The sequence below is a fragment of the Gracilibacillus oryzae genome, assembly GCF_009498735.1.
Taxonomy (GTDB): domain Bacteria; phylum Bacillota; class Bacilli; order Bacillales; family Amphibacillaceae; genus Gracilibacillus; species Gracilibacillus oryzae.
This window is the reverse complement of record NZ_ML762438.1, coordinates 12,181-25,498: the sequence shown is the minus strand read 5'-3', so window position 1 is coordinate 25,498 and position 13,318 is coordinate 12,181. Positions and strand designations below refer to the sequence as shown.

Sequence of the window (13,318 nt, the reverse complement as noted above, 5' to 3'; positions counted from 1 at the left end):
CGGCTCTTTGAACTCTTACTAGTGGAGGATATTCAAACTCTCACTAAAAAAAGAATTAAAGTGTTGTTACTTCTCATTTTAGCATTTAAGCTTTATAATGGACAGAGATAGAACAATAACCTATCTAGGTTAATATACAAAGGGAGCGATTTTATTTATGGCTTTAATACACCGAAAGGATACACGACCTGTAAAAGTTGGAAATGTTATGGTTGGCGGTAAAGATGAAGTTGTTATCCAATCCATGACAACAACGAAAACACATGATGTGGAAGCAACTGTAAACGAGATAAAGCGTCTGGAAGAAGCAGGTTGTCAAATCGTTCGTGTAGCATGTCCTGATGAACGTGCAGCGAATGCCATTCCTGAGATTAAAAAACAAATAAATATACCATTAGTAGTTGACATACATTTTAATTATAAGTTAGCACTAAAAGCGATTGAAGGCGGAGCAGATAAAATCAGAATCAACCCTGGTAATATCGGGAAAAGAGACAAAGTGGAAGCTGTTGTAAATGCAGCAAAAGCGAAAGGCATTCCGATTAGAATCGGGGTAAATGCTGGTTCGCTTGAACGCCATATTTTAGAAAAATATGGTTACCCAACCGCTGATGGAATGGTGGAAAGTGCCTTGCACCATATTAAAATTTTAGAAGATCTTGATTTTCATGATATTGTCGTATCACTTAAAGCTTCAGATGTACGATTAGCGATCGAAGCATATGAAAAAGCAGCAGAAGTAATCCCTTATCCGTTACACCTTGGGATTACGGAATCCGGTACATTATTTGCAGGAAGCATCAAGAGTGCTGCTGGTATGGGTGCCATTCTAAGTAAAGGGATTGGTAGCACGATGCGTATTTCGTTAAGTGCAGACCCTGTGGAAGAAATAAAAGTTGCCAGAGAATTGTTGAAAACATTCGGTCTTGCTTCAAATGCAGCCACATTAATTTCTTGTCCTACTTGTGGACGAATTGAAATTGATTTAATTAAAATTGCAAATGAAGTGGAAGATTATATTTCCACAATTAAAGCACCGATTAAAGTAGCTGTATTAGGATGTGCCGTAAACGGTCCTGGTGAAGCTAGAGAAGCAGATATCGGTATTGCAGGTGCACGAGGTGAAGGACTATTATTCCGTCATGGGGAAATTATCCGAAAAGTACCTGAAGAAACAATGGTCGAGGAATTGAAAAAAGAAGTAGATAAAATTGCCGAAGAATATCTTGAAAAACAAAAAGCAGAAGCGCAAGAAGTATAAATAAGGAAACAGCATGCCAATGTCAGGCATGCTGTTTTTTATATTTGTTCTTGGTTAGAACAATGGTATCAAGATTAGAGAAACGATGATGGAGATGACAGAAATCACTATTGCTGCATTACCCAATGTGTCTGCACCTTGCTTTTTGGAAATAAATCCAAAAATCAAACCACCTACTGCCATCAATAAAGGCCACATAAAGAATGATGCGATGGCCAATATCAAGCCGACCCAACCAAACATTGTATTAACATTTGATTGCATTTGCGTACCTTGTTCATGATTATCTATTGGCCGGTTAAATTCGTTAGCCGTTAGTTCCTGTGCTGTCTCCGCGTCTCTCTTATACGCTTCGTCTACAGCATACAGCTCATCAGTAGGTGCAAATTGTTTTGTATTATGGTCATTTTGGTCATATTCTGGTGCATCCTCTATATGATCGAGTTCTTTGCTTTTATTTTGGTCTTCTGACATACTACAACCCTCCTTGTCAGTTAGAGGTACATTACTAGTATGTCTACCAATGCCGAATATTTTCGTGGTAATATTTCCTGTCGCTAATTTGCAATTGCTAATAAACCATGTTCTTTTGCGTTTGTCTGAATTATCAATGCATACTCACTTTTGGCATGTCCATTTTTCAATTTATACTGTTTCATCCCAGTCATCCCTCTGTGATAGGCAGTTAAGGTCTCGTTCCAATTTCCATAACGATCATGTAAATAATCTAAATAAACTAAAGAAAGCTTAATCGAGTAGTAAGGATCATATAATAATTCATCTTCATACGGAAGTTCTGCCATTTCTGCAACCCATGGTGCTGTATTCTTCATAAACTGAGCCATTCCGTAGGCATGTCCATATTTCGTTTCAGGACCAACTAATCCAGGGTCAAACGTTGTTCCTGTCTCCACTTTTAAGAGTTCGTACACTAAAAAAGGATCAATATTATATTTTTCCGCTTCTTTGACTAAAAAAGTAGCCCATGGCCGTAAAAACCTTCCCTCACTGTCTTTGACCATAACTTCTGCTTTTTCAAAGTAATTCTCCCATGATTGATAATTAGAGGAATTGAGCTGTAGTGTCTGATTATTAAGTAAATATGCTGTTTGTGTTTCCATTTCATTAATCTTATTGGATAATTCCATTTTGTCAGCTTGCAAATGATTAATTTGTGTTTTATATTGTGATACTTTATAAATGCTGATACATGCAACCAAAAACACCATCACAATGCCAAGCCATTGAAGTTTTTTCAGCAATTTGTTACACTCCTTTTCTGTTCCATTACATTTTGACCTATTCGATATTGGTAAGCATTTCCTCATAACGATAGATAATATCGAATAATGTCGATTAGTGCAAATTATACACTCATTCTATATGCCCAATTTTGGCAACAACTAAACATATTTTTCATATATTATAAATAAAATATATTAGAGGATATTGAAAAAGTCACCAAACGATAAGCGGCGAATCTCTTCGTTGGTTCGCGAGTCCGCTTCTCACGTATTTAAAGCCTGCATTCCGATGCTCCTCACTGCACCGCCTCGACCTTCTGCTTCTACTTTGCCGACTTCTTGAACACGCGCTATTAGGAAGATTTGGTCGTCACTTTATGGTAAAGGAGTTTTAAACAGATGAATGGATTCAAGAAGATGATTCTTTTACGTAAACTTCAATCACTTGATCCAGTTACACTTTACAATTACGCCAAGCAATATGAAATCCCACTGACAAAAGAACAAGCAGAAAAAATCAGCCAGCATCTTAAAAATAACAGCTATGACCCAACAAGAGCCTCAGACCGTACGCAAATGCTGAAAAAATTAGCACAAATTACGGACTTGAAGACAGCGCAAAAATGCCAGCAGATTTTTCAAAAGTTGATTAAAGAATATGGAATTGAGGATATGTTCCAGTAATTCTAAAAGATACTTTGGTGTTGACAATGATAATCTAGATAAAATCATGTGAAAAATCCGAACATATTCATGCTGACTTCAGCGTGGAATCTGTTCGGATTTTTCTTCTGCCAATTATTGGCCCATAATTTTTTCTTTTAAATCATCTTCAAATGAACCATTTTTAATCATTTCAATTTCAAACTTATATGGTGCTTTTTTGTTTTTCTTGTCTTCTCCAACATATGGTGTTTCCAATATCTTAGGCAGGCTTTCCAGCTGAGGATGGGTAATAACTTTGTGTAATGCTTCAAAACCAATATGGCCAAATCCAATATTTTCATGCCGGTCTTTTGCCGCACCTTGGACATTTTTACTGTCATTTACGTGGACTACTTTGATACGGTCTATTCCGATAATTTTATCAAATTGATTTAATACTCCATCAAAATCTTCCACTACATTGTAGCCAGCATCGTGTATGTGACACGTATCCATACAGACAGATAACTTCTGATTATGTGTTACCCCATCAATAATCCGGGCTAATTCTTCAAATGAACGTCCAATCTCTGAACCTTTTCCTGCCATTGTCTCTAAAGCAATCTGAACATCCTGCTCAGGATCTAATACTTCATTTAATCCTTCAATTATTTTTTTGATCCCCACTTCTGCCCCTTCACCAACATGTGCACCAGGGTGTAAAACAATTTGCTTTGAACCAAGTGCTTCTGTCCGGTCGATTTCACTTTTTAAGAAATTCACTCCAAGCTCGAATGTTTCTTTTTTAACGGCATTCCCAATATTAATAATGTACGGGGCATGAACAACAATGTCCATAATGCCGTTTTCCTGCATATGAGCCGTTCCTGCTTCAATATTTAAATCTTCAATTGCTTTTCTTCTCGTATTCTGCGGGGCACCTGTATAAATCATAAATGTATTGGCACCATACGATGCTGCTTCTTCACTTGATGCAAGCAGCATTTTTTTCCCGCTCATCGAGACATGTGATCCGATTTTTAACATATATTGATTCTCTCCCTGTTTCTATTTCTTTTTAAAAGCGTTTCTTTGAATTTTTTTCTTTGCTTTCTGTTGTTCATATTTCATTTTCTTTTTATAGCCAGGTTTTACTTTTCTCGGCTTTCTTACTTGCTTCCAGGCTTCTTTTTCAGCTTCGTTTTCGTGCTTTTTCCTTGTCTGTCTTGCATTCCATGCCTTAGTTTCCTGCCATTCGCCTTTTACAATATCGTAGAAAGTATACGTAATACCTTTTTTCTCAAGCTTTTTCACAAGTTCTAAATCCTGCTCTGTATATAAACTGATAGCAGTACCTTCCATCCCTGCTCTTGCTGTCCTGCCGACTCTGTGGATATAAAAACTGTCCTCTTTTGGTAACTCTGCATTGATAACATGGCTGACACCTTTGATATCAATTCCTCTTGCAGCAAGATCTGTTGCAACAATATATTGGTATTTCAGTTGCTGGATTTCTTTTAATACTCTTTTTCGCTCTCTTTGTGATAGGCCGCCATGAATCAGTCCAACATTCATTCCCTTTTCCTGAAGCTTTTCCGCTAATTCATTTGCTCTTTCTTTCCCGTTAGTGAAAATAATGGCTAAATATGGCTGAATTAGTTGAGATATTTGTTGTATTACATTCGCTGGTTCCCGGTGTTTAAGCGGCACCATACGATGTTCCATCTTCTCTGGTGCTAAACGATCATCAATTTTTATATATTTGGGAGATTGCAGATATTTCTTTAAAAATGGTTGTAACTTCTCCGGGATAGTGGCTGAGAATACCATTACTTGAATATCTGGATCTGCCTTTGACAAAATTTTATCAATTTCTTCAATCAAACCTAACTCAAGCATTAAATCTGTTTCATCCATTACAAATGACTTAGCTGAATAAATATCTAATACATCTTCATTCAATAAGTCAAGCAGTCTTCCTGGCGTTGCTACGATAATGTGCGGTGGTTCTTTCATTTTTTCTATCATCCGTTTTTTATCTGTCCCGCCAATAATTAATTTCGCTCGCCAAACGTCTTCTTTATTCGCGAATTGCATGATTTTTTTCACTTCATCATATATTTGTATCGCTAACTCTCTTGTTGGTGCTGTTAATATTATTTGCGTATGCTGTAACGTATCATCCAAATTGTTTAATAATGGGATAAGGAAGGCATGTGTTTTACCTGAGCCTGTTTCCGATTGTCCGATAATATTTTTGCCATGCAAAGCCTCTGGAATAACTTTGGTTTGAATCGGTGTCGGTTCATAAAAACCTAGTTCGCCGATGACGTTATTCATCCATTCATCTAACGCATATTGTTTAAATAAGTGTTTTTCCATTATAATCTCCTTTTAACTAACAAATATCTTTGTCAATTGGTGAAAATACCTTTATAATAAAAGTATTGGACAAAATCGTGTCCATTATTTAATATTCTACTTGATATGTGAGAGAAAGTACAGAGGGGGAAGCCGAATGGAAGTAATCAAAATTGCACCGCGTGGTTATTGCTATGGAGTTGTCGATGCAATGGTCATTGCGCAGAACGCTGTTAAGGATCCCAATCTACCTCGACCTATATATATACTTGGTATGATTGTTCATAATTCACACGTTACAAAAGCATTTGAAGATCAAGGGGTTTACACATTAGACGGGAAGAACCGTTCTGATTTACTTGAAGAAATCGATAACGGTACTGTTATTTTTACCGCACATGGTGTATCGCCAGAAGTAAAAAAGAAGGCAGAACAAAAAGGATTAACCGTTCTTGATGCAACATGTCCTGATGTTACCAGAACCCATGATTTAATAAGAGAAAAAGTGAGAGAAAACTATCAAATTGTCTATATTGGCAAAAAAGGGCATCCAGAGCCGGAAGGGGCTATTGGAGTCGCACCTGACCATGTGCATCTTATTCAAACTGAAGAAGATGTAGCAGGGCTTACAATTGATGAGGATGCGAAAATCTTAGTAACAAATCAAACAACAATGAGCCAGTGGGATGTTTATGATGTGATGCAGCTGGTCAAAGCCAAATACCCACAAACAGAAATGGAACAGGAAATTTGTATGGCAACACAGGTAAGGCAAGAAGCGGTTGCAGAACAGGCAAAAGAAGCTGATCTTACATTAGTTGTCGGCGATCCGCGCAGTAATAATTCCAACCGCCTGGCACAGGTTTCCATTCAACATGCCGGAACACAAGCGTATCGGATTGCTGATATTACAGAAATCGATCTTAACTGGTTAGATGGTGTAGAGAAAGTAGCAGTGACAGCTGGTGCATCCACACCAACACCGATTACGAAAGAGGTTATTACTTTTATTGAGAAATATGATCCTGAAAATTCTGAAACTTGGGATCTAAGTTCGAAAGTGAAAAAAGAGAAAATCTTGCCGAAAGTAAAAGCAAAATAAAGTGAGACTTTGATCAGTGGGGGATTTTTGTAAACCCTACTGATCATTAGTGAAACTAATCAGGATACCTAGCGTCTGCTTATCCTCCACTTACTATTTTCGTTTTTCGTCAATCTTTATTACAGACGGTTGGCGCTGTGAAAAAAAGAGTTTATATACGGAACCCCAAAAGTTAGACAAGACAGTCTAAACTTTTGGGGATTTTTATTTCCATTGAAATGGTTCTGTTGGTATATTGGAACAAATGACTTCCACTCTATTAGGCAGTTTCTGCATATTTTGTTCAAAATAAGTTTTAACTCCGTCTTTCATTACTTGTTCTATATGATGGCCGGGATCAATCAAGGCGATTCCTTGCTCTTTAGCATCCAGTGCGTCGTGGAAGCTTAAATCACCGGTAATATAAACATCTGCCCCATGTTTCCTTGCATCATTTATATATCCTTTTCCGCTGCCTCCAAGGACTGCTACTTTTTCTATTGTTTTATCAGGATCTCCTACAAAGCGAACATATGGTACTTCAAAAATCTCTTTTACTGCTGCAGCATAATCTTCTAATTTCATTGGATGTGAGACAGTGCCAACTCTGCCTAATCCTAAAATTTCGCCCTGATTAGCTGTTGGAAATACATCGTATGCCATTTCTTCATATGGATGAGCATTTTTTGCGACTTGAACGATTTCTTTCAGGTGCTGTTCTTTTACAATCGTTTCCACTCGCTCTTCCTTCACATGTTCAACCGTACCTTCTTGTCCAATAAATGGATTGGTACCTTCTAATGGCTTAAAAGTCCCTGTTCCTGCACTTCTAAATGTACAATGACTGTAATTGCTCTCAATAAAGCCAGCAGTATGAGTTTCAGGTACATATACTACCAGTTTAAAAAGCTTTTCTGCAATTGTTGGAACAAGTACCTCTCGATTGACCAATTGCAGTTTGTCTGCAAGCAAATCATTTACCCCACCTTTAACAACATCCAAGTTGGTGTGTGCGGCATATACAGAGATATTATGTTTGATTAATTTATGGATAGTCTTTCCTTTGAAATTATTTTCCTCTATTTGTTTCAGCCCCTGGAACAATAAAGGGTGATGGGCGACAATCAAATCAACCTCATTCTCTATTGCCTCATCAGCAATTTGTTCAGTTACATCCAATGTTGTCATTATTCTTTTGACTTGATTGTTCAGATTGCCAATTTGCAATCCAACATTATCCCAATTCTCCGCATAATGTGCGGGAACCCATTGTTCAAACAGCTGGATGATGTCTTTAACTGTTGTCATTGGTATGTATAACCTCCTCGATCAATTGAATATCATTTTCCCACTGTGCTATTTTTTCGCCGGGAACTTGTTTTGCTTTTTTCATCGAAGTTAACAATTCCAGTCTTTTCTCTCGTTCTGAGTGCCATTTTTTCATAAAAACTTCATTTCTCTCTTGAACTAGTTTCGGTCCGAATAACAACTCTTTTCTTGTCATTACTGGTTGATTGTTTACTTTATCAGCCACTACAATTTCATATATGTACCCGTCTTCTTCTAAAATTTCCTCTGCAGTTATCTGGTAGAAATGAGTTATCAGCCATTGTCTAACAATATGTGCATCAATATTAGGCTGTAAAATTAATCTTCTTGTATCTTCCAGTTTATCCTGGCCTTCTTCCAGTATTTTTGTAATCAACTTGCCACCCATACCTGCAATTGTAACTTGATTGACGGAATCATTCTCATGAAGAACTTCTAGTCCATTGCCCTTTCTGACACCAACTCTATCAGATAAACTATTCTCTATCACTGTCATTTTAGCTCTTTGGTATGGTCCTTCATTTACTTCACCTGCTATAGCTCTTGCTTCCGGGTCCTTTAAGCAAATATAACATGGTAAATAAGCATGATCTGAACCTATATCAGCAAAAAATACCGGTTTTTCCAGATATTTTGCCACACTTTTCAATCTTTTGGATAACATAGATCTTATCCTTCTTTCTATTGTTTTTAGTTACAGTCTGTAAGAAAAAGCTTTCTGTCACATTAACAGAAAGCTTTTCTTTTTACAATATATTAATGTGCTGCTTCTTCCTCAGCAGCTTCTTCCCCTTCAGCGGCTTCTCCACCAGTCTCACCAGTAACCAGCCATTCTGCTAAAATTGCTGCTTCTTCAGTAGAAACTAGTCCTGCGGGCATTGCAGTGCCTTCTATACCGTTTACAATAATATCTTGTACTTCTTCAACGGAGTACTTATCACCAATATTTTGCAAACTAGGTCCTGATGCACCTTCCAAATCGCCGCCATGACAGCCTATACAATTTTGTGCAAGTGCTTCAGGATCAGCTTCGACTGTTTCTCCACCGCCATTAGCAATTTTCTCTTGCTGGTCTAAACCAGCTACTGATAAAACAATCATTGCTAATATACCTAATACTGCAATTAATGCAAAAGGTATAACTGGATTTTTTTTCATGATCATTCCTCCTTCAGTATACCGTCTCTTTTTCATTTCATTATGTATAGAAAAACATAATACAAAACCATCTCTATTTTACTTTATATTAACTAATTAGAAAAGCAAAACAAATAAATTTTCATCAAATTGACTAAAAATAATAAAAACCTGACAGAATACAGGCAATTATGAAGACAAAAACACCAGCTATTTGTACAAACAACTGTTTTTTCCATTTGCCAAAAACAATCCATGACAGACTATTGATATAAATCCACAAGTAAGTAATCCAGTTAACATGGAACCATTCATTTAATAATAAAGAAGAAGAGAATAGAAAATTCACAAACAATATCATTACAGCATAGTCTTCATTTAATCGATCGTGTTTTTTAAACAGTCTAATCATCCAAATATTCAGCAGCAGTACGATTATGGCAGGAATTATTTTCCATATATCATTTTCCACTGTTACATAGAGCAGCAGTGGAATAAGCAGTAAAAAAGTATTAAAAAAATAATAGAATAAATAATAAGGGGTATTCTTCGCTTCCTGTTCCTCTGAGCTCTCGTTCTCCCCTTCCCCTTCCGTATATAATGCAATTAAAAAATCACAATAATGAACAGGCAGAAGCTGATGAGATTTCCAGTAACGAATCTCTTTTAAAATGATTTCTTTTCTTTCTGCATTCATAAACATCGTCCCTAAAGTTATTTTCCATTCTATCTATATATCGGTAAATCTTGATAATTTTTTAATGCAGAAAACAATACATTAAAACTACCTTCCATGATCAACCACAGAAGGTAGGATGTTTTTTTATTCTAAAAAGTCTTTTAATCGTTTGCTTCGACTTGGGTGACGCAATTTTCTTAAGGCTTTCGCTTCTATTTGACGAATCCGTTCTCTTGTCACTCCAAATACTTTTCCTACTTCTTCTAACGTTCTCGTTCTTCCATCATCTAATCCGAAACGTAGTCTTAATACATTTTCTTCTCTATCTGTTAATGTATCTAATACGTCTTCCAATTGCTCTTTAAGCAATTCATACGCCGCATGATCAGAAGGTGATGTTGCTTCCTGGTCCTCAATAAAATCTCCTAAATGTGAATCGTCCTCTTCCCCGATAGGAGTCTCGAGTGAAACAGGCTCCTGAGCAATCTTAAGAATTTCTCTTACCTTATCAGGTGTTAACTCCATTTCTTTGGCGATTTCTTCTGGAGTTGGTTCTCTGCCTAAGTCCTGCAGTAACTGTCTTTGAACCCTGATCAGTTTATTAATGGTTTCCACCATATGAACAGGAATACGGATTGTACGCGCCTGATCAGCAATAGCACGAGTGATTGCCTGGCGTATCCACCATGTTGCATACGTACTGAATTTAAACCCTTTTCTGAAATCAAATTTCTCTACGGCTTTAATCAGACCCATGTTTCCTTCTTGAATAAGGTCAAGGAATAACATACCTCTTCCGACATAGCGTTTAGCAATACTGACAACAAGTCTTAAGTTTGCTTCAGCTAATCTCTTCTTGGCATATTCATCGCCTTCTTCAATCTTTTTAGCTAAATCAATCTCTTCAGATGCAGATAACAGATCTACTCGGCCTATTTCTTTTAAGTACATTCTAACAGGATCATTTATTTTAATTCCAAGCGGAACACTTAAATCATTAAGATCAAATTCTTCCTCTTTTGATAATTGCTGTAAAGTAGGGTCTTCATCAGAATCACCTAAAACCTCTACACCTTGTTCGTTTAAATGTTCGTAAAATTCATCCATCTGATCTGATTCCAATTCAAAATTTGACAATCTTTCTGCTACTTCCTCATATGCTAAAACACCACGTTTTTTACCGATTTCGAGTAACTGTTCCTTTGCCTGCTCTAGTGTTAAATCAGTTTCTTTAGAACGTGAAGGTTTATTATTTGCCATGAGTTGCCCCTCCTTCCAAAAGCTAACTTCCTCTTTTTGATTCTTGTCTAAGCTTGATGATTTCCATCGCAATTTGCGCTGCCTTCACTGGATCAGTCTTTTCAACCATTTTTTGTTCTCTTTCCAGTTGTCTAATCTGACTTTTATCATTCTGTTCAGCTAAAATTGTATAAATATAATCATCCAGCTCTCTATCTGATATTTCCCAATTACAGTCGATTATAGATATCTCTACAACCAGCTTTTGTATTGCCTGATCTTCTATAAATGTAAGAAAATGGCTAGGATTCGGTTGGTTGCCAGCCTCATAAAAGCCATATAAATGGGTTACAATAATTTGATGCTGCTCAATATTAAATTTTGAACCTAATGTCTCCTGCACTCGTTCAGCGATATGAGCATTTTGAAGCATAAAGGCGATCAGCTGTCTTTCCGCTTTATGATAGGCAGGTAAAACTTTTTGCTTTTTTTGGTAAATGTTTCGAATTCCTTCATTAGTATTACCAAACTTCTTACTGTTATCATCATTTTTTTTGCTATTTTGCATTTTCACTGCTAAATCTTGTTGCAATGCCTCGTAAGAAAGTGAGAACTGTTCCGAAAGTTCCCGCAAATAATGGTCCCGTTTGATCGAACTATCAAGTAGTGCTATTTCACTAATAATATTTTCGACATACCGCAGCCGATCTCCTTCTTGATTCAAATTATAATTCTTCTTTAAGTGACTAATTAAAAAAGTCATTTCAGAAGCACTAGTATCAAGGATCGTATGGCGAAATGCCTCTGCACCAAATTCCTGAATATACTGATCTGGGTCATAACCATTGGGAAGCATGGCAATCTTCACATTACAGCCAACTTTTTTCAGAAGTTTTAATGTTTTATAAGTTGCATTTTGACCTGCTGTATCCCCATCAAAACAGATCACAACCGTTTCTACATATCTTCTTAGTATGTTGGCATGAGAATCAGTGAATGAAGTACCAAGTGAAGCAACAGCATTCATTACACCTGCCTGGTAAAGGGCAAGCACATCTGCATAACCTTCCAGAAGAATGACTTCATTTCTCTTTCTAATTTCACTTCTAGCATTGTCAAAATTATAAAGAAGCTTACTTTTTTGGAAAAGTTCCGATTCTGGGCTGTTTAAATACTTAGGTTCCTGGTTATCGATTGATCTCCCACCAAATCCTACCGTTTTGCCAATAGCATTGCGAATGGGAAAAATAATTCTTCCGCGGAAGCGATCAAAGTAATTTATTTGGTCATTCGTTGTTAAAAAGCCTGCTTTCACCATTAACTGGCGGTGATAACCTTTCTTCTCCAGAAATTTCACAATAAAATCTCTTGATTGTGGAGAAAATCCAATTTGGAACTTCTCAATGGCGTCATCGGAAAAGCCCCTTTGGTGGAGGTATTCCAATCCTTTCTTCCCGTCTTTTGTATGATATAACAAATGATGATATAATTTAGCTAACCATTGATATGCTTCCAGAATCAATTGTTCTTCTGTTGTAGATCGACCCTCATTGTCGCTGTCAAATTGGGGTATTTCCAGTTTATGGCCAGACTTTTCAGCTAAGTGCTGAACAGACTGTGGAAAAGAAAAACCTTCCAATTCCATTAAGAATGTGTAAACATTGCCTCCTTTGCCGCAACCAAAACAATGAAATATCTGTTTTTCCTGGTTAACGGAAAAAGATGGCGTATTTTCTGAATGAAACGGACATAAGCCGAAATAATTTCTCCCTTGCTTCTTAAGTTGCACATAATCGCCAACAACATCAACGATATCGTTTGATGATTGGATAGTAGCAATTGTGTCATCATCTAAGTGATATTGATTTGCCATAATAATCACCAATTTCCAATCAATTCTGTTTTTCAGTCCATTTCGACATTTTTTTCAATTTATGCTATGAAAGACAAACTATATAATCTTTCTATTACTCCTATTACCTTCTGCTTCAATAATTAAACAACGATAATATATAAATCAATTTTTGTCGAAAAATAAAATAACTTATGAATAACAATTCTACAAAAATAAATAAATTCCTTCTTTTACAGAGAAATTTATTATAAAAAATTAGCATACAAGTTATTTTTGTTCTAATTTTAATAAATATTAAGGTTAAAAACCATTTTCCCAAAAAAGTATTATATAACACTTTTTTATTTTTTCCAACAATAAGGTATTTAAAGCTAATAATTTTATTTGCTTTTTATTCCATATTCCAGTATGGCTGATTAATCATGTTAAGTATTATATTCGCCGTTTCTTCCACTGCTTTATTGGATACATCAATGACAGGACAGCC

At 36.4% G+C, this 13,318-nt stretch carries 13 protein-coding genes and 1 pseudogene; 3 read left to right on the top strand and 11 right to left on the bottom strand.

Annotated features, from left to right (window positions below; translation table 11 throughout):
• Positions 1-157 precede the first annotated feature (157 nt).
• The gene (gene ispG / locus F9U64_RS15840) at positions 158-1,261 is read left to right on the top strand and encodes a flavodoxin-dependent (E)-4-hydroxy-3-methylbut-2-enyl-diphosphate synthase (protein WP_153405832.1); all 1,104 of its coding nucleotides are present in this window, start codon (positions 158-160) and stop codon (positions 1,259-1,261) included.
• Between the two features lie 54 nt (positions 1,262-1,315).
• Here the strand turns inward: ispG and F9U64_RS15835 are convergent, their stop codons facing one another.
• Both F9U64_RS15835 and F9U64_RS15830 read right to left on the bottom strand, forming a co-directional pair.
• A complete protein-coding gene (locus F9U64_RS15835; RefSeq protein ID WP_153405829.1) occupies positions 1,316-1,735 on the bottom strand; it encodes a DUF4190 domain-containing protein in 420 nt (139 codons plus the stop codon).
• Between the two features lie 83 nt (positions 1,736-1,818).
• Positions 1,819-2,523 carry a lytic transglycosylase domain-containing protein gene (locus tag F9U64_RS15830; protein ID WP_228275757.1) on the bottom strand — a complete coding sequence of 235 codons (705 nt, stop codon included), beginning with the start codon at positions 2,521-2,523 and terminating at the stop codon, positions 1,819-1,821.
• Positions 2,524-2,904: 381 nt separating this feature from the next.
• Between F9U64_RS15830 and F9U64_RS15825 the strand changes: the two genes are divergently transcribed.
• On the top strand, positions 2,905-3,189 hold the full coding sequence (locus F9U64_RS15825; RefSeq protein WP_153405826.1) for a DUF2624 family protein: 285 nt from the start codon (positions 2,905-2,907) through the stop codon (positions 3,187-3,189).
• Between the two features lie 114 nt (positions 3,190-3,303).
• On the opposite strand, the gene F9U64_RS15820 is transcribed toward F9U64_RS15825, so the two are convergent.
• On the bottom strand, positions 3,304-4,197 hold the full coding sequence (locus F9U64_RS15820; RefSeq protein WP_153405823.1) for a deoxyribonuclease IV: 894 nt from the start codon (positions 4,195-4,197) through the stop codon (positions 3,304-3,306).
• Between the two features lie 21 nt (positions 4,198-4,218).
• Positions 4,219-5,532 (bottom strand): DEAD/DEAH box helicase, encoded by a 1,314-nt coding sequence (locus tag F9U64_RS15815; protein ID WP_153405819.1) that lies wholly within the window; start codon positions 5,530-5,532, stop codon positions 4,219-4,221.
• A gap of 136 nt (positions 5,533-5,668) precedes the next feature.
• Between F9U64_RS15815 and F9U64_RS15810 the strand changes: the two genes are divergently transcribed.
• Positions 5,669-6,613, top strand: a complete 945-nt coding sequence (locus F9U64_RS15810) for a 4-hydroxy-3-methylbut-2-enyl diphosphate reductase (RefSeq protein WP_153405816.1) — start codon at positions 5,669-5,671, stop codon at positions 6,611-6,613.
• Between the two features lie 204 nt (positions 6,614-6,817).
• Here the strand turns inward: F9U64_RS15810 and F9U64_RS15805 are convergent, their stop codons facing one another.
• From F9U64_RS15805 to F9U64_RS23115, 7 genes and pseudogenes are all read right to left on the bottom strand, one after another.
• Positions 6,818-7,900 (bottom strand): Nif3-like dinuclear metal center hexameric protein, encoded by a 1,083-nt coding sequence (locus tag F9U64_RS15805; protein ID WP_153405813.1) that lies wholly within the window; start codon positions 7,898-7,900, stop codon positions 6,818-6,820.
• A complete protein-coding gene (locus tag F9U64_RS15800; protein WP_153405799.1) occupies positions 7,887-8,585 on the bottom strand; it encodes a tRNA (adenine(22)-N(1))-methyltransferase in 699 nt (232 codons plus the stop codon). Before F9U64_RS15800 ends, F9U64_RS15805 begins: the two co-directional genes overlap by 14 nt.
• Before the next feature lie 92 nt (positions 8,586-8,677).
• A complete protein-coding gene (gene cccA / locus F9U64_RS15795; RefSeq protein WP_153405796.1) occupies positions 8,678-9,079 on the bottom strand; it encodes a cytochrome c550 in 402 nt (133 codons plus the stop codon).
• Between the two features lie 133 nt (positions 9,080-9,212).
• Entirely contained in the window at positions 9,213-9,755 is a 543-nt protein-coding gene (locus F9U64_RS15790; RefSeq protein ID WP_153405794.1) for a hypothetical protein, read from the bottom strand.
• Between the two features lie 126 nt (positions 9,756-9,881).
• Positions 9,882-10,997 (bottom strand): RNA polymerase sigma factor RpoD, encoded by a 1,116-nt coding sequence (gene rpoD / locus F9U64_RS15785; RefSeq protein WP_153405791.1) that lies wholly within the window; start codon positions 10,995-10,997, stop codon positions 9,882-9,884.
• A 22-nt stretch (positions 10,998-11,019) separates the two neighbouring features.
• On the bottom strand, positions 11,020-12,849 hold the full coding sequence (dnaG, locus tag F9U64_RS15780) for a DNA primase (protein ID WP_153405788.1): 1,830 nt from the start codon (positions 12,847-12,849) through the stop codon (positions 11,020-11,022).
• A 373-nt stretch (positions 12,850-13,222) separates the two neighbouring features.
• Positions 13,223-13,318 (bottom strand): annotated as a pseudogene (locus tag F9U64_RS23115) (kinase/pyrophosphorylase); the annotation flags it as partial.

Coding starts and splice junctions, on each gene's coding strand:
- ispG (WP_153405832.1), top strand. CDS start 158: ATGGCTTTAATACACCGAAAGGATACACGACCTGTAAAAGTTGGAAAT.
- F9U64_RS15820 (WP_153405823.1), bottom strand. CDS start 4,197: ATGTTAAAAATCGGATCACATGTCTCGATGAGCGGGAAAAAAATGCTG.
- F9U64_RS15805 (WP_153405813.1), bottom strand. CDS start 7,900: ATGACAACAGTTAAAGACATCATCCAGCTGTTTGAACAATGGGTTCCC.
- cccA (WP_153405796.1), bottom strand. CDS start 9,079: ATGAAAAAAAATCCAGTTATACCTTTTGCATTAATTGCAGTATTAGGT.
- F9U64_RS15815 (WP_153405819.1), bottom strand. CDS start 5,532: ATGGAAAAACACTTATTTAAACAATATGCGTTAGATGAATGGATGAAT.
- F9U64_RS15800 (WP_153405799.1), bottom strand. CDS start 8,585: ATGTTATCCAAAAGATTGAAAAGTGTGGCAAAATATCTGGAAAAACCG.
- F9U64_RS15835 (WP_153405829.1), bottom strand. CDS start 1,735: ATGTCAGAAGACCAAAATAAAAGCAAAGAACTCGATCATATAGAGGAT.
- dnaG (WP_153405788.1), bottom strand. CDS start 12,849: ATGGCAAATCAATATCACTTAGATGATGACACAATTGCTACTATCCAA.
- F9U64_RS15825 (WP_153405826.1), top strand. CDS start 2,905: ATGAATGGATTCAAGAAGATGATTCTTTTACGTAAACTTCAATCACTT.
- rpoD (WP_153405791.1), bottom strand. CDS start 10,997: ATGGCAAATAATAAACCTTCACGTTCTAAAGAAACTGATTTAACACTA.
- F9U64_RS15790 (WP_153405794.1), bottom strand. CDS start 9,755: ATGAATGCAGAAAGAAAAGAAATCATTTTAAAAGAGATTCGTTACTGG.
- F9U64_RS15810 (WP_153405816.1), top strand. CDS start 5,669: ATGGAAGTAATCAAAATTGCACCGCGTGGTTATTGCTATGGAGTTGTC.